This window comes from Proluteimonas luteida, assembly GCF_021191695.1.
Classification (GTDB): Bacteria; Pseudomonadota; Gammaproteobacteria; order Xanthomonadales; family Xanthomonadaceae; genus Luteimonas; species Luteimonas luteida.
This window is the reverse complement of record NZ_JAIWPT010000009.1, coordinates 137,431-154,456: the sequence shown is the minus strand read 5'-3', so window position 1 is coordinate 154,456 and position 17,026 is coordinate 137,431. Positions and strand designations below refer to the sequence as shown.

General features: G+C 68.2%; 11 protein-coding genes and 1 tRNA gene. All 12 read left to right on the top strand.

The window, feature by feature from the left end; genetic code table 11:
* Positions 1 to 272 precede the first annotated feature (272 nt).
* The 12 genes from nuoL to dctA all read left to right on the top strand — a co-directional run bounded on the left by nuoL (position 273) and on the right by dctA (position 16,907).
* Positions 273 to 2,396 (top strand): NADH-quinone oxidoreductase subunit L, encoded by a 2,124-nt coding sequence (nuoL, locus tag LDO26_RS09925; RefSeq protein ID WP_232130931.1) that lies wholly within the window; start codon positions 273 to 275, stop codon positions 2,394 to 2,396.
* Between the two features lie 13 nt (positions 2,397 to 2,409).
* Entirely contained in the window at positions 2,410 to 3,921 is a 1,512-nt protein-coding gene (locus tag LDO26_RS09920) for an NADH-quinone oxidoreductase subunit M (protein WP_232130930.1), read from the top strand.
* Between the two features lie 16 nt (positions 3,922 to 3,937).
* Positions 3,938 to 5,401: an NADH-quinone oxidoreductase subunit NuoN gene (nuoN, locus tag LDO26_RS09915; RefSeq protein WP_435594061.1), complete on the top strand. Its 1,464-nt coding sequence runs from the start codon at positions 3,938 to 3,940 to the stop codon at positions 5,399 to 5,401.
* A gap of 100 nt (positions 5,402 to 5,501) precedes the next feature.
* Positions 5,502 to 5,578: transfer RNA gene (locus LDO26_RS09910), tRNA-Met, on the top strand.
* Positions 5,579 to 5,815: 237 nt separating this feature from the next.
* Positions 5,816 to 6,478: a ribosome maturation factor RimP gene (rimP, locus tag LDO26_RS09905; protein ID WP_232130928.1), complete on the top strand. Its 663-nt coding sequence runs from the start codon at positions 5,816 to 5,818 to the stop codon at positions 6,476 to 6,478.
* Positions 6,479 to 6,486: 8 nt separating this feature from the next.
* Entirely contained in the window at positions 6,487 to 7,998 is a 1,512-nt protein-coding gene (gene nusA / locus LDO26_RS09900; RefSeq protein ID WP_232130927.1) for a transcription termination factor NusA, read from the top strand.
* Positions 7,999 to 8,190: 192 nt separating this feature from the next.
* A complete protein-coding gene (gene infB, locus LDO26_RS09895; RefSeq protein WP_232130926.1) occupies positions 8,191 to 10,797 on the top strand; it encodes a translation initiation factor IF-2 in 2,607 nt (868 codons plus the stop codon).
* A gap of 101 nt (positions 10,798 to 10,898) precedes the next feature.
* A complete protein-coding gene (rbfA, locus tag LDO26_RS09890) occupies positions 10,899 to 11,261 on the top strand; it encodes a 30S ribosome-binding factor RbfA (protein ID WP_232130925.1) in 363 nt (120 codons plus the stop codon).
* Between the two features lie 69 nt (positions 11,262 to 11,330).
* Positions 11,331 to 12,311, top strand: coding sequence for a tRNA pseudouridine(55) synthase TruB (truB, locus tag LDO26_RS09885; protein WP_232130924.1), 981 nt, complete (start codon positions 11,331 to 11,333; stop codon positions 12,309 to 12,311).
* A gap of 152 nt (positions 12,312 to 12,463) precedes the next feature.
* The gene (gene rpsO / locus LDO26_RS09880; protein ID WP_232130923.1) at positions 12,464 to 12,730 is read left to right on the top strand and encodes a 30S ribosomal protein S15; all 267 of its coding nucleotides are present in this window, start codon (positions 12,464 to 12,466) and stop codon (positions 12,728 to 12,730) included.
* A 124-nt stretch (positions 12,731 to 12,854) separates the two neighbouring features.
* The gene (pnp, locus tag LDO26_RS09875; protein WP_232130922.1) at positions 12,855 to 14,963 is read left to right on the top strand and encodes a polyribonucleotide nucleotidyltransferase; all 2,109 of its coding nucleotides are present in this window, start codon (positions 12,855 to 12,857) and stop codon (positions 14,961 to 14,963) included.
* 516 nt (positions 14,964 to 15,479) lie between these two features.
* Entirely contained in the window at positions 15,480 to 16,907 is a 1,428-nt protein-coding gene (gene dctA / locus LDO26_RS09870; protein ID WP_232130921.1) for a C4-dicarboxylate transporter DctA, read from the top strand.
* Positions 16,908 to 17,026: the final 119 nt, after the last annotated feature.

Sequence of the window (17,026 nt, the reverse complement as noted above, 5' to 3'; positions counted from 1 at the left end):
GCCACGGATGGCCGGGCAGGATCATCCGGAGCAAGTGAGGTAGCGCCATGGATGGCGGCAGAACAATCGGGATGGGCACGAGCGCTTGCGAGCCACCGGCTCGCGCATCGGCGAACGCCCGGCCACGGATGGCCGGGCAGGATCATCCGGAGCAAGTGAGGCAGCGCCATGGATGGCGGCATTGGACAATCCGGGGGCGATGGCGCGCCCCGGAGTTGCCGGCGAGATGCCCGGCGGAAGAACGGCGGTACGACGCGGGTAACGGATAACACATGGCAATTTCTACAACCCATCTGCTGATCATCGTGCTGGCGCCGCTGCTGGGCTCGATCATCGCCGGCCTGCTGGGCCGGGTGGTCGGCCGCACCGGCGCGAGTGCCGCCACGATCCTCGGCGTGGCCGTCAGCTGCGCGCTGTCGTGCTACGTGCTGTGGCAGCTGCTGCAGGGCGCGCCGACGTACAACCAGAACGTCTACACGTTCTTCGAGGTCGCCAGCTACTCGGCGCACGTCGGCTTCCTGATCGACAACCTGACCGCGATGATGATGGTCGTGGTGACCTTCGTGTCGCTGCTGGTGCACGTCTACACGATCGGCTACATGGCCGAGGACCCGGGCTACCAGCGCTTCTTCAGCTACATCTCGCTGTTCACCTTCTCGATGCTGATGCTGGTGATGGGCAACAACTTCCTGCAGCTGTTCTTCGGCTGGGAAGCGGTGGGCTTGGTGTCGTACCTGCTGATCGGCTTCTGGTTCAAGAAGCCCAGCGCGGTGTTCGCCAACATGAAGGCGTTCCTGGTCAACCGCGTCGGCGACTTCGGTTTCCTGCTCGGCATCGCCGCGGTGCTGTGGTACTTCGAGACGCTGGACTACGCGAGTGTGTTCGCCGCGGCCGACGCCACCATCGGCGGCGGCCAGACGATCGAGCTGTTCGCCGGCCACGAGTGGTCGGTCGCGACGCTGATCTGCATCTGCCTGTTCATCGGCGCGATGGGCAAGTCGGCGCAGGTGCCGCTGCACGTGTGGCTGCCCGACTCGATGGAAGGCCCGACCCCGATCTCGGCGCTGATCCATGCCGCGACGATGGTCACGGCCGGCATCTTCATGGTCGCGCGCATGTCGCCGCTGTTCGAGCTGTCGGAGACCGCGCTGCAGTTCATCCTGTTCATCGGCGCGACGACGGCGTTCTTCACCGGCCTGATCGGCATCGTGCAGAACGACATCAAGCGCGTGGTCGCGTACTCCACGCTGTCGCAGCTGGGCTACATGACCGTCGCGCTGGGCGTGTCGGCGTACTCGGCCGCGGTGTTCCACCTGATGACGCACGCGTTCTTCAAGGCGCTGCTGTTCCTGGCCGCCGGCTCGGTGATCATCGGCATGCACCACGAGCAGGACATGCGCAAGATGGGCGGCCTGCGCAAGTACATGCCGATCACCTTCTGGACCAGCGTGGTCGGCACGCTGGCGCTGGTGGGTACGCCGTTCTTCAGCGGCTTCTATTCCAAGGACACGATCATCGAGGCGGCCAAGCACGCCACCGACGGCAGCGGCTGGGTCTACCAGTACGCGTACTGGGCGGTGCTGCTGGGCGCGTTCGTGACCTCCTTCTACAGCTTCCGCCTGCTGTACCTGACCTACTTCGGCAAGGAGCGCTTCCGCGAGGCGCACGCCTCGGATGCGCACGCCACGCATGACGACCACGGCCACGATGGCCACGGTCAAGCGGTCGCTGCGACCGCTCACGATGACCACGCGCACGACGACGGCCATGGCCACCATGGCCCGCACGAGCCGCACGAATCGCCGTGGGTGGTGACGCTGCCGCTGATCCTGCTGGCGATCCCCTCGGTCCTGATCGGCTTCTTCACCGCCGGGCCGATGCTGTTCGGCACCGACTGGAGCGGCCACCACGAGACGCGCGGCTTCTTCGACGGCGTGATCCACGTGCTGGCGTCCAATGACGTGCTGGCCGCGCTGAAGGAAGAACTGTGGCACGGCCCGGTCGCGTTCGCGCTGCACGGCTTCCTCGCGCCGGCGTTCTGGCTGGTGGTCGCGGGCTTCGTGCTGGCCACGGTCATGTACTGGTGGAAGCCGGAACTGCCGGCGAAGGCGCGGCGCATGTTCGCGGTGCCGGTCCAGGTGCTGGAGCGCAAGTACTACTTCGACGACCTGTGGATCGGCGGTTTCGCCGGCGGCGGCGTCGCGCTCGGCAAGCTCTCGCGGATCTTCGATACCCGGGTCATCGACGGCCTGTTCGTCAATGGCGCGGCCCGCGTGGTCGACCTGGTCTCGGGCGTCGTGCGCCGGCTGCAGTCGGGCGCGCTCTACCACTATGCATTCGCGATGATCGTCGGCCTGATCGTGCTTCTGGCCATCCTCATCAAGTACTGGCGCTGACGGAATACGATACGTGTCGAACTGGCCTCTTCTCAGTCTCCTGATCTGGCTGCCGATCCTCGGCGGCGCGCTCGTGCTCGCGCTGGGCAACAACCGCCCCGGCGCGGCGCGCTGGGCGTCGCTGGCGATCGCGCTGGTGGTGTTCGTGATCAGCCTGCCGCTGTTCACCGGCTTCGACTACACCGCCACGGCGATGCAGTTCGCCGAGCGCCGCGAATGGATCCCCGCGCTCGACATCCAGTACCACCTGGGCGTGGACGGCATCTCGGTCGCGCTGATCATCCTGACCACGCTGACCACGGCGCTGGTGCTGATCGGCGCGTGGACCTCGATCGACAAGCGCGTCAACCAGTATTTCGCGGCGATGCTGATCCTCGAGGGCCTGATGATCGGCGTGTTCGCGGCCGTCGACGCGGTGCTGTTCTACGTGTTCTTCGAGGGCATGCTGATCCCGATGTTCATCATCATCGGCGTCTGGGGTGGCCCGCGGCGCGTGTATGCGTCGGTGAAGTTCTTCCTGTACACCTTCCTCGGCTCGGTGTTCATGCTGGTCGGGCTGATCTACCTGTACCTGAAGGCGGGCAGCTGGCAGCTGCCGGACCTGTACGCGCTGCCGCTGAGCTCGACCGAGCAGATGTGGCTGTTCTTCGCGTTCCTGGCCGCGTTCGCGGTCAAGGTGCCGATGTTCCCGGTGCACACCTGGCTGCCCGACGCGCACGTCGAGGCGCCGACCGGCGGCTCGGTGATCCTGGCGGCGATCATGCTGAAGATCGGCGGCTACGGCTTCCTGCGCTTCAGCCTGCCGATCACCCCCGACGCCGGCCACGACTGGGCCTGGCTGGTGATCGCGCTGTCGCTGATCGCGGTGGTCTACGTGGGCCTGGTGGCGCTGGTCCAGCAGGACATGAAGAAGCTGATCGCGTACTCGTCGGTCTCGCACATGGGCTTCGTGACGCTGGGCGTGTTCATCGCCTTCGCGCTGGTGCGCGATGCCGGCGCCACCGACGCCGCGCGCCTGGGCCTGCAGGGCGCGATGGTGCAGATGATCTCGCACGGCTTTGTCTCCGGCGCGATGTTCTCCTGCGTCGGCGTGCTCTACGACCGCATGCACACCCGCATGATCAAGGACTACGGCGGCGTCGCCAACGTGATGCCGGTGTTCGCGGCGTTCTACGTGCTGTTCGCGATGGCCAACTCCGGCCTGCCGGGCACCTCGGGCTTCGTCGGCGAGTTCATGGTCATCCTGGCCGCGTTCCAGAGCAATCCGCTGATCGCCTTCTTCGCCGCGCTGACCCTGATCATCGGCGCCGCCTACACGCTGTGGCTGGTCAAGCGGGTGATGTACGGGGAAGTGGCGAACGCGCACGTCGCCGAGCTCAAGGACATCAACGGCCGCGAGATCCTGGTGCTGTCGGTGTTCGCGATCGGCGTGCTGGCGATCGGCGTCTATCCCAAGCCGCTGACCGACCTGATGGAACCGGCCATCGCGCAACTGGCGAACGTGATCGCCGCAAGCAAGCTTTAAGGATCCTGCCGCGATGATTTCCGCTCCGATGACGCCTCCCGTCCGCACCCTGGCCGAACTCGGCCCGCTGGTGCCCGAACTCGTCGTGATCCTCGGCGCGTTCGCGCTGCTGATGCTCGACCTGTTCCTCGATCCGCGCCGCCGCGTGGTCACCCATGCGCTCGCGGTGCTGACGTTGCTGGCCGCCGCCGCGCTGATCGCCACCGGTACCGGCGGGCAGGGCGCCGCACTGGCCGACATGTTCGTGCGCGACGACGCCGCCGACGTGCTGAAGGTCGCGGCACTGCTGGTCGCCGCCGGCGCGCTGTCCTACGCCTGGCCGTACCTGCGCGAGCGCAACCTCTACCAGGGCGAGATCCCGGTGCTGTTCCTGTTCGCGACCGCCGGCATGATGCTGATGGTTTCGGCGGGCAACCTGACCATGGTCTACGTCGGCCTGGAGCTGCTGGCGCTGTGCTCGTACGCGCTGGTGGCCTGCAACCGCGACAACCCGCTGTCGTCGGAAGCGGCGATGAAGTACTTCGTCCTCGGCGCGCTGGCCTCGGGCATGCTGCTGTTCGGCATGTCGCTGGTCTACGGCGCGGTCGGCACGCTGTCGCTGGCGGGCATCAACGAGGCGATCGCCGGGCTGTCCGGCGACGGCCGCGTACTGCTGCTGACCGGCACGGTGTTCATCATCGTCGGCGTCGCCTTCAAGTTCGGCGCCGCGCCGTTCCACATGTGGCTGCCCGACACCTACCACGGCGCACCGACGGCGATCTCGGCGTTCATCAGCTCGATGCCCAAGCTCGCCGCGTTCGGCATGACCTGGCGCCTGCTCGACGTCGCGCTGGGCCCGGTCCACGAGCAGTCGCAGCTGGTGCTTGCCCTGCTGGCGGCGCTGTCGCTGGCGGTCGGCAACCTGTTCGCGATCGCCCAGACCAACCTCAAGCGCATGCTGGCCTATTCGACGGTCTCGCACGTCGGCTTCCTGTTCCTCGGTCTCGCCGGCGGCGGGCCGGACGGCTACGCGGCGGCGATGTTCTATGCGATCAGCTACGCGATCATGTCGCTGGCCGCGTTCGGCGCGATCGTCATGCTCTCGCGCGAGGGTTTCGAGGCCGAGGCGATCGACGACTACAAGGGCCTCAACGCCCGCAGTCCGTGGATGGCCGGCCTGGTGCTGTGCATCATGGCCTCGCTGGCCGGCGTGCCGCCGTTCCTCGGTTTCTGGGCCAAGCTGGTCGTGCTGCAGGCCGCGCTCGAGGGCGGGCTGATGTGGCTGGCGATCGTCGGCATCGTGTTCGCGGTCATCGGCGCGTTCTACTACCTGCGCGTCATCAAGGTGATGTACTTCGACACGCCCAACGCCACGCCGATGGCGCAGCGCCCCGGTGCCGGGCTGCAGGTGATGTTCGCGGTCAACGCGCTCGCCCTGCTGGCGCTGGGTATCTTCTGGAGTCCGTTGATGGTCTGGTGCCAGACCGCATTCGGCGCCTGACCGGGCGAGGCCCCGTGCGCGGGGCGGGGCGCGCACGGTGGCGGAATCGTGCGCAGCCTCTTGCATTCCCCGGCGGGAATCTTCATAATTCCGCTCCTGATGCGGGGTGGAGCAGTCTGGCAGCTCGTCGGGCTCATAACCCGAAGGTCGCAGGTTCAAATCCTGCCCCCGCTACCAACTTTTCGATGCGGTTGCGGAACGTTCGTTCTGGAGAACGTTCCGATACGGAAAGTCTGGGCTTTGCCGAAGCTACTGCTTCGCTTCGGCGCCGACATCCAGTGGCATCGGACAAGGGGCCCTTCGGGCCCTTTGTCGTTTTCCGCGGCCGGACCGCGGTGGGCGGCAGGGCCGGCCAGGGTGCAACTGCGGCAATCGTGCGCAACAGCTGGACTTGCGGGAACGGACGAGGGATCAGTGGCGGACAAGGCGACACAACTGACGACATTGCTGGCACCGACGGTCGAGGCCCTCGGGCTCGAACTGCTGGGCATCGAATACCTGCCGGCGCCGGGCGGTTCGCTGGTGCGGCTGTATATCGACGTGCCGGGCGATGCCACCCAGGGCGACGGCGCGACCGCCGACGCCGCGGTCGCGCCGGAAGGCGAGGGCACGCGCGGCGTGACCATCGAGCACTGCGAGGCGGTCAGCCGCGAGGTGTCCGCGCAGCTCGACGTCGAGGACCCGATCAGCGGCAACTACACCCTGGAAGTCTCCTCGCCGGGCGTCGACCGGCCGCTGTTCACCGTCGCGCAGTTCGCGCGCGTGCTGGGCGAGCGGGCCAAGGTCGGGCTGAAGCTGCCGCAGGACGGGCGCCGCCGCCTGCAGGGCACCATCGTCGCCGTCGACGGCGACACGATCACCTTCGATGTCGACGGCAGCGCGTTCGCCGTCGCCATCGACAACGTCGACAAGGCCCGGCTGGTGCCCGACTGGGCCGCATTGGGCCTGGCGCCGTCGAAGGACGGGCCGTCGAAAGGCAGGAAGGGCAAGGGGCGCGCCAACGGCGCGGCCGGCGGAAAACACAACACAACACGTGACAACAAGCGGTCGGCGCCCCCGTCGTCCGGTGCGGAGTGAATGAAAAGATGAGCAAGGAACTGTTGCTGGTCGTCGATGCGGTCGCCAACGAGAAGGGCGTGCCGGAGTCCGTGATCCTCGAGGCGATCGAGGCCGCGCTGGCCACCGCCGCCAAGAAGCGCTACCAAGAGCAGGACGTGCTGACCCGGGTCGCCATCGATCCCAAGGACGGCAGCTACGAGACCTTCCGCCGCTGGGAAGTGGTTGCCGACGACGTGGTCATGGAATCGCCGGACCGGCAGATCCGCCTGATGGACGCGGTCGACGAGGCCGAGGGCGTCGAGGTCGGCGACTACATCGAGGAGCAGATCGAGAACGTCGACTTCGGCCGCATCGCCGCCCAGGCCGCCAAGCAGGTCATCGTGCAGCGCGTGCGCGAGGCCGAGCGCCAGCAGGTCGTCGATGCGTGGAAGGATCGCGTCGGCGAGCTGGTGACCGGCGTGGTCAAGCGGGTCGAGCGTGGCAACGTCTACGTCGACCTCGGCGGCAATGCCGAGGCGCTGATCCAGAAGGACAAGGCGATCCCGCGCGACGTCGTGCGCGCCGGCGACCGCATCCGCGGCTACCTGTACGACGTGCGCAGCGAACCCCGCGGCCCGCAGCTGTTCATCAGCCGCGCCGCGCCGGAATTCATGATGGAGCTGTTCAAGCTCGAGGTGCCGGAAGTCGGCCAGGGCCTGGTCGAGATCAAGGCCTGCGCCCGCGACCCGGGCGACCGCGCCAAGATCGCGGTGCTGGCCTACGACACCCGCACCGATCCCATCGGCGCCTGCATCGGCATGCGCGGTTCGCGCGTGCAGGCGGTGTCGAACGAGCTCAACGGCGAGCGCGTCGACATCGTGCTGTGGTCGGACAATCCGGCCCAGTTCGTCATCAACGCGATGGCGCCGGCCGAGGTGCAGTCGATCGTCGTCGACGAGGACAAGCACTCGATGGATCTCGCCGTCGCCGAGGACAAGCTGGCCCAGGCGATCGGCAAGGGCGGCCAGAACGTGCGCCTGGCCAGCCGCCTGTCGGGCTGGCAGCTGAACGTGATGACCCAGGACCAGGTGACCGCGAAGTCGGAGGCCGAGCAGGCCGCGGCGCGCGCCCTGTTCCAGGAGAAGCTGGAGGTCGACGAGGAGATCGCCAGCATCCTGGTCGCCGAGGGTTTCAGCACGGTCGAGGAAATCGCCTACGTGCCGGTCGGCGAGCTGCTGGCGGTCGAGGGCTTCGACGAGGACATCGTCGAGGAACTGCGCGCCCGCGCCCGCGACGCGCTGCTCAACGATGCGCTGGCGGTCGAGGAGGGCGTCGACGAGAACGCGCCGGCCGAGGACCTGCTGGCGCTCGAGGGCATGGACGAGGACACGGCGTTCGCGCTGGCCGCGCACGGCGTGCGCACCAGCGAGGACCTGTCGGACCTGGGCGCCGATGAGGTCGTCGAGTTCGCGATCGAGGGCCTCGACGAGGCCCGCGCCGCGGCGCTGATCCTGGCCGCGCGCGCCGAGGAGATCGCCCGCCTGGAACGCGAAGGGTGAGCCGACGCAGCCGATGCCTACCGGTATCGGCTGCGTCGGCGAACGCCCGGCCACGGATGGCCGGGCAGGAAGACCCGGAGATGCAGATGCACTGCCATGGATGGCCGCTCGATTCGGCCAGAACCCGCGCAGCGGTAGAATGACTACTCCACAGCGCCGCCCATGGTGGTGCGCAAGGAACCGGAATCACGAATGTCGCAACAAACCACCATCCGCAAGCTGGCCGCACTGGTGAACACGCCGGTCGAGAAACTGCTCGAACAGCTGTCCGAGGCGGGCATGCCGTTCAGCGATCCCGACCAGGTCGTGACCAGCGCGGAAAAGCTGAAGCTGCTGGGCTTCCTCAAGCGCGCGCACGGCAAGGGCGATGCCCCGGCCGAAGAGGTCGCTGCGCCGAAGAAGATCACGCTCAACCGTAGCCGCAAGCAGGAACTGACCGTCGGCGGTGGCAAGAACCGCCAGACCGTCGATGTCCTGGTGCGCAAGAAGGTCACGCTGGTCAAGCCCAGCGAGGACGCCATGAAGGCGGCCATCGCCGATCCCGACAGCGAGCGCGCCGACATCCTGCGCAAGCTGGAGGAGTCGCGGCAGCGCAACCTGTCCGAGCAGCAGCGCCTGGCCGAAGAGGACAAGCGCCGCGCCGAAGAGGCCGAGCAGCGCAAGCGCGAGGCCGAAGCCGAGGCCGAACGCCTGCGCCTGGAAGCCGAGGCCGCCGCGTCCGTGGTGCCCGACGAGGCCGAGGTCGCGCGCAAGGCCGCGGCCGCGCACGGTCACGGCCACAAGCCGCCGGCGCCGCCGCGCAGCGACGACCGCAGCGCGGGCAAGCATGCCAAGGGCAGCCGCGGCTCGCACGCGATGGTCGCCGGCGTCGAGGACGACGACAGCACCGCGCGTTTCGCCGGGCAGCTGCACCTGAGCGCATCCGACCGCGCGCGCCGCAGCAGTGCGCGTGGCAAGGCGCGTCCGGCCCCGCGCCGGACCAGCGGCCAGTCGCGCAGCGGCGGCGGTCCGCACGGGTTCGAACGGCCGACCGCGCCGGTCGTGCGCGAAGTCGCGATCGGCGACGCGATCACCGTGGCCGACCTCGCCCAGAAGCTGGCGATGAAGGGCGGCGACGTGGTCAAGGCGCTGTTCAAGATGGGCGTCATGGCGACCATCACCCAGTCCATCGACCACGACACCGCGGCGCTGGTCGTCGAGGAACTGGGCCACACCGCCGTGCGTGCGCAGGCCGACGACGCCGAGAGCGAGCTGATCGCGCAGGCCGGCGAGGCGCAGGGCGAGCAGGCCCCGCGTCCGCCGGTGGTCACGATCATGGGCCATGTCGACCACGGCAAGACCTCGCTGCTGGACTACATCCGCCGCACCAAGATCGCCAGTGGCGAGGCCGGCGGCATCACCCAGCACATCGGCGCCTACCACGTCGAGACCGACAAGGGCGTCATCAGCTTCCTCGACACGCCGGGCCACGCGGCGTTCACGTCGATGCGCGCGCGCGGCGCCAAGATCACCGACATCGTGGTGCTGGTGGTCGCGGCCGACGACGGCGTGATGCCGCAGACGGTCGAGGCGATCAAGCTGGCCAAGGCGGCCAACGTGCCGCTGATCGTCGCGATCAACAAGATCGACAAGTCCGACGCCGACCCGTCGCGGGTCAAGAACGAACTGCTCGAGCACGACATCGTCGCCGAGGACTTCGGCGGCGACACCCAGATGGTCGAGCTGTCGGCCAAGACCGGCGACGGCGTCGACGACCTGCTCGACGCGATCTCGCTGCAGGCCGAGGTGCTGGAGCTGCGCGCGGTGCCCGAAGGGCGCGCGACCGGTGCGGTCATCGAGTCCTCGCTCGACAAGGGCCGCGGCCCGGTGGCGACGGTGCTGGTGCAGAACGGCCTGCTGGCCCGCGGCGACTACCTGGTCTGCGGCGTGCAGTACGGCCGCGTGCGTGCGCTGTTCGACGAGACCGGCAGCCAGGTGCCGTCGGCGGGCCCGTCGATCCCGGTGCAGGTGCTGGGCCTGTCCGGCGTGCCGGAGGCGGGCGACGACTTCGTCGTCGTCGACGACGAGCGCCTGGCCAAGGAAGTCGCGCAGCAGCGCGAGGCCAAGCGCCGCGAGACGCGTCTCGTGCAGGCCGCCGGCAACCGCATGGAAGACATCATGGCGCAGATGGGCCAGAGCGAGCAGCAGCTGTCGCTCAACCTGGTCGTCAAGGCCGACGTGCAGGGTTCCGCCGAAGCGCTGCGCCAGGCGCTGACCGCGCTGTCGAACGACCAGATCCGCATCAACATCATCGTCTCGGGCGTCGGCGGCATCACCGAGTCGGACGCCAATTCGGCGGCCGCGGCCAAGGCGACGATCATCGGCTTCAACGTCCGTGCCGACGCCTCGGCGCGCAAGGTGATCGAGAACAACGGCCTCGACCTGCGTTACTTCTCGGTGATCTACGATGTGATCGACCAGGTCAAGCAGGTCGCCTCGGGCATCCTGGGCGTGGAGATCCGCGAGGAGATCATCGGTACCGCCGAGGTCCGCGACGTGTTCCGCAGCTCCAAGTTCGGCGCGGTCGCGGGCTGCATGGTGGTCGAGGGCGTGGTCCGCCGCAACAAGCCGATCCGCGTGCTGCGCGACAACACGGTGGTGTTCGAAGGCGAACTGGAATCGCTGCGCCGGTTCAAGGAGAACGTCGACGAGGTCCGCAACGGTACCGAATGCGGTATCGGCGTGAAGGCCTACAACGACGTGCAGCCCGGCGACCAGATCGAATGCTTCGAGCGCATCGAGGTGCAGCGGACGCTGTGATGCAGAGGCCGGGGATCGGGGCCGGAGGCCAGGAAACGCGGCTTGCCGCATTCCCCTTCTCCCTGATTCCTGGCCCCCGACCCCTGAGTCCTGGATTCGCCATGCCCACAAAATCCTTCCACCGCACCGACCGTGTCTCCGCCCAGCTGCGCCGTGAACTCGGCACGCTGGTCCGCGAGGCGGTGATCGAGCATGGCCTGCCGTCGGTCAGCGTGTCCGACGTCGAGGTCACGCGCGACATGGCGCATGCCAAGGTCTTCGTCACCGCATTGCAGTCCGAGCGCGCCGGCGAGGCGATGAAGGGGCTGAAGGCGGTGGCCCCGGAGATCCGCTTCCGCCTCGCGCGGGCGGTGAAGATGCGCCACGTGCCGGAACTGCATTTCCAGTACGACGATTCGGTCGACCGCGGCGAGCGCATCGACAACCTGCTGCGCGGCCTCGATGACGCGGGCGACCGCACGTAGGGCGGGTCTCGACCCGCCGCCGTTCGATTTGCCAGCAGGTGGGTCGAGACCCGCCACACAGTGTCTTCGATGAGCCGTTCCCCGCAACGACCGCGCACCGTGTTCCGCAAGCTCGACGGCATCCTGCTGCTCGACAAGCCGACCGGCATGAGCTCCAACCAGGCGCTGCAGCGCGTCCGCCACCTGTTCCGGGCGGAGAAGGGCGGGCATACCGGCAGCCTCGATCCGCTGGCCACCGGCCTGCTGCCGGTGTGTTTCGGCGAGGCGACCAAGATCGCCGGCGGCCTGCTCGGCGCGCGCAAGGCCTACGACACCGTCGCCCGGCTGGGCGTGGTCACCGATACCGACGATGCCGACGGCCAGCCGCTGCGGACCCGGCCGGTGCCGCCGTTGCGGATCGCGCAGATCGATGCCGCGCTGCAGCAGCTGACCGGCCGCATCGAGCAGCGTCCGCCGATCTATTCCGCGCTCAAGCGTGGCGGCGAGCCGCTGTACGCCAAGGCGCGGCGCGGCGAGGTGGTCGAGGTCGAGACCCGCCCGGTCGACGTGCACGCCTTCGAGCTGCAGTCCGCGGCCGACCTGCTCGACGGCGTCGTCGACCCGCAGGGCGGGCCGCTGCTGCGCCTGCACGTCGAGTGCGGATCGGGCACCTACGTGCGCAGCCTGGTCCGCGACCTCGGCGAGCTGCTCGGCTGCGGCGCGCACGTCGCCGAACTGCGGCGGCTGTGGGTCGACCCGTTCCGCGACCCGCGCATGTGGACGCTGGACGAACTGCAGGCGCTGGCCGCCCGCGGCGAGCGCAGCCTGCTGGCCTGCCTGCTGGATATCGAGGCCGGCATGCTGGCGTGGCCGGCGGTGCACGTCGACGCGGCGCAGGCGGCGCGGCTGCAGCACGGCCAGGCGCTGAACGGGCGCTATGCGCCGGCCGGCGAGGTCGCCGTGTTCGGGCCCGATGGCCGGGCCGAGGGACTGGGCCATGTCGACGGCGCCGGACGGCTGCGCCCGCAGCGCATGTTCAGGCGTGCGGATGCGCCCGCGGTGCCGGCCTGACGCCTTGTGAGCCCGGCCTGCGCGGCGCTATAATTCCGCGGCCCTTTTTCAGGGGTATCCGCAGCATCCATTCCACAGGCGGTCCGGGCGGTACGCGACGGTCGATCGACACGTCGCGGTCTCTGCGGGACCCGCGTCCAGAGGCATCAGCAATGACCAGCACCATCGACAACAGCCAGATCATCCAGGAACACAAGCGCGGCGACAACGACACCGGCTCGCCGGAAGTCCAGGTCGCCCTGCTGACCGCACGCATCGTGCACCTGACCGAACACTTCAAGACGCACAAGAAGGATCACCACAGCCGGCGCGGCCTGCTGCGGATGGTCAACCGTCGCCGCAGCCTGCTCGACTATCTGCACCGGAAGGACGCAGATCGCTACAAGGCCCTGATCGAGAAGCTCGGCCTGCGTCGCTGAACCCGTCTCCCACCGCGGCGCAGAAATGCGCCGCGGTTCTTTTTTGGATGCGCACGCCGCATCCGCCCGGCCGGGGCATGGGTCCCGCCCGGTTCATCGCAAGAGTCATCCAAGGAATTCCAACGTGGCAAAAGTGACAAAGAGCTTCCAGTACGGCAATCACGCGGTCACCCTCGAGACCGGCGAGATCGCGCGCCAGGCCGGCGGCGCGGTGGTCGTGTCGTGCGAAGGCACCGTGCTTCTGGTGACCGCGGTCGCCAACAAGACCGCGCGTGAAGGTCAGGACTTCTTCCCGCTGACCGTCGACTACCAGGAGAAGTTCTACGCCGGTGGCCGCATTCCGGGCGGCTTCTTCAAGCGCGAAGGCCGTGCCACGGAGAAGGAAACCCTGATCTCGCGCCTGATCGACCGTCCGATCCGTCCGCTGTTCCCCGACGGCTTCCGCAACGAAGTCCAGATCATCGCGACCGTCATGTCGCTGAACCCGGAAATCGACGGCGACATCCTCGCCCTGATCGGCGCCTCGGCCGCGCTGTCGCTGACCGGCGCGCCGTTCGACGGCCCGATCGGCGCCGCCAAGGTCGGTTACAAGGACGGCCAGTACCTGCTGAACCCGACCGTGTCCGAGCTGAAGGATTCGGAGCTGGAGCTGGTGGTCGCCGGCACCGAGAAGGCCGTGCTGATGGTCGAATCGGAAGCCCGCGAACTGTCGGAAGACGTGATGCTGGGTGCGGTGGTGTTCGGCCACCAGCAGCAGCAGGTCGCGATCGCCGCGATCAACGCGCTGGTCGCCGAGGCCGGCAAGCCGAAGTGGGACTGGCAGCCGCCGGAAGCCAACGAAGGCCTGATCTCGGCGATCCGCACCGCGGTCGGCGAGCAGCTCGCCAGCGCGTTCCAGGTGCGCGACAAGCTCGAGCGCAAGGACGCGATCTCCACGGTCAAGAAGGCGATCCTCGAGGCACTGGCGCCGCATGCCGAAGCCAATGCCTGGTCGCATGGCGACCTGTCGAAGGAGTTCGGCGAGCAGGAATACCAGACCATGCGCGAGTCGGTGCTCAAGACCAAGGTCCGCATCGACGGCCGCGGCCTGGCCGACGTCCGCCCGATCAGCTCCAAGGTCGGCGTGCTGCCGCGCGTGCACGGTTCCTCGCTGTTCACCCGTGGCGAGACCCAGGCGATCGTCGCGGTCACGCTGGGCACCGCACGCGACGGCCAGGTCATCGACTCGGTCGCCGGCGAGTACAAGGAACACTTCCTGTTCCACTACAACTTCCCCCCGTACTCGGTGGGCGAGGCCGGCCGCATGATGGGCCCGAAGCGTCGCGAGATCGGCCATGGCCGCCTCGCCAAGCGCGGCGTGCTGGCGGTGATGCCGACGATGGAGGAGTTCCCGTACACGATCCGCGTGGTTTCGGAGATCACCGAGTCCAACGGTTCCTCGTCGATGGCTTCGGTCTGCGGTTCCTCGCTGGCGCTGATGGATGCCGGCGTGCCGATCAAGGCGCCGGTCGCCGGCATCGCGATGGGCCTGGTCAAGGAAGGCGACGAGTACGTCGTGCTGTCGGACATCCTCGGTGACGAGGACCACCTCGGCGACATGGACTTCAAGGTGGCCGGCACCACGCAGGGCGTCACCGCGCTGCAGATGGACATCAAGATCCAGGGCATCACCGAGGAGATCATGAAGGTCGCGCTGGCCCAGGCCAAGCAGGGCCGCCTGCACATCCTCGGCGAGATGAGCCACGCGCTGAACACCCCGCGTTCGGAACTCAGCGAGTTCGCGCCGCGCCTGATCACGATCAAGATCCACCCCGACAAGATCCGCGAGGTCATCGGCAAGGGCGGTTCGGTCATCCAGGCCATCACCAAGGAGACCGGCACCCAGATCGACATCCAGGACGACGGCACGATCACCATCGCCTCGGTCGACGCCGCCGCCGGCCGCGCCGCGCGCGAGCGCATCGAGCAGATCACCTCCGACGTCGAGCCGGGCCGCATCTACGAGGGCAAGGTCGTCAAGCTGATGGACTTCGGCGCGTTCGTGACGATCTCCCCCGGCAAGGACGGCCTGGTCCACGTGTCGCAGATCTCCAACGAGCGCGTCGAGAAGGTCGGCGACGTGCTCAAGGAAGGCGACGTGGTCAAGGTCAAGGTGCTGGAAGTCGACAAGCAGGGCCGCATCCGCCTGTCGATGAAGGCCGTCGCCGAAGGCGAGGGCACGCCGGCCGAGTAATCGACGGCGGTACGTCTGCAACGAAAAAAACGGGCCGCGAGGCCCGTTTTTTTTGGTTCTTCGCCCAAGTCCGGGGAATACGGTCGTCCGACCTTGCGTAGGTCAGCCCCACGCGGCCGACGTGCGCGGTATCCGGATTCGCGAGTTCCCTCCGTCGGGGGCGTTGCCCCGACCTACAGTCGAGCCCCGGAATCGGCGACGGGCTGGAACCTTGTTTTTGCCACGGATCCACGCGGATGTACACGGATAGAGCAAATACAGAGGCCGAGGCGATGCCACGCCCCCGCTGCTTCTGATCCGCGTCATCCGCGTCCATCCGTGGCCGAACCGCTTTTCTTTATTGTGGCCGCCATCCGTGGCGACCACCCTCCGGGCCATCGCTGTCGCGATGTCAAAAATCGCTTTCCCGGGGAGCCTCGATCGTAGGTCGGGGCAACGCCCCCGACGTGCGCGCTGAACGGGTCTAGTCATTTTGTGGGAGCGCGCGGCGCCCGCGGTTCTGGCAGGCTGGGCGGCATGCAGACCCCAAGCCATCCGCAGCCCGCCGCTGCATCCCCGTCCCGGCCCGTCGCGGCCGGCCCCAGGAAGCGCTTCTGGCATCACCTGTATTTCTGGGTGCTGGTGGGCATCGCCGCCGGCATCGTCATCGGCCTGGCGCTGCCCGAGACCGGCGCGCAGATGAAATGGCTGGCCGACCTGTTCATCAAGCTGGTCAAGGTCGTCATCGCGCCGACGATCTTCGCAACCGTCGCGGTCGGGATCGCCGGCCTGGGCAACCTGGCGAAGGCCGGCGGCCTGGCGCTGAAGACCGTCGTCTACTTCAACGTCACCACGGTGTTCGCGCTGGCCATCGGCCTGGTGGTCATCAACCTGCTCGGCCCGGGCCGCAACCTCGGGCTGGACTTGGCGACCTTCGACGCGTCCGCGGCGAAGGGCACGCTCGACAGCGCCGGCGCCGCGGCCGGCGAGGGCCTCACCGGCTTCATCCTGCATCTGGTGCCGTCGTCGTTCTTCGGCGCCTTCGTCGAAGGCCAGCTGATCCAGGTGCTGGTGATGGCGATCCTCGTCGCCTGCGCGATCACCATGCTCGGCGAGCGCGGCAAGCCGGCGGTCGCGGCGCTCGACACCATCGCCCAGGTGATGTTCGGCGTGATCAAGATCGTCATGTGGTTCGCGCCGCTGGGCGCGATGGGCGGCATGGCGTTCACGATCGGCGAGTACGGCGGCGCGATCCTTGGCTCGCTCGGCTACTTCATGCTGAGCTTCTGGCTGACCTGCCTGCTGTTCCTGTTCCTGGTGCTCGGGCCGATCTGCTGGTGGTCGGGCTTCAGCGTGTTCAAGTACATCCGCATGATCCGCGACGAGCTGCTGATCGTGCTCGGCACCTCGTCGTCGGAGACCGTGCTGCCGCGCATGCTGACCAAGCTGGAAGCGGCCGGCGTACCGAAATCGGTGGTCGGCCTGACCATCCCGACCGGCTATTCGTTCAACCTCGACGGCACCGCCATCTACATGTCGATGGGCGCGATCTTCATCGCCCAGGCGTTCGGCATCGAGGTGCCGCTCGGCACCCAGATCGCGCTGCTGGTGTTCATGCTGATCTCGTCGAACGGCGCGGCCGGCGTGTCCGGCGCCGGACTGGTGACGCTGGCCGCGTCGCTGGCGGCGTTCGAGAGCGTGATCCCGCTGGCCGGCATCGCGCTGATCGTGGGTATCGACCGCTTCATGTCCGAGGGCCGCGCGCTGACCAACCTGACCGGCAACGGCATCGGCACCCTGGTCATCGCGCGCTGGACCGGACAGCTGGACCGCGCGCGGCTGGCCGAGGTGCTGGACGATCCGTCGCTGGTCGACCCCGACCGGCTGCAGGCCGCAGCGGCGGCGCCGGAACCCGCGGCCGCCGGGGCGGTGGAATCGCCGCGCGCCGCCGGATCCGGCCCGTAGACGCCACCCAATCGCAGGGGAGCGCCTTTGGCCGCGAGGCGCGTGTGACATCGGCTGCAGACCGCGCCCAAGGGGCGCGCCTACGGTTCTGGTCAGGCTGCCGGTACGGCCGTTCTCGG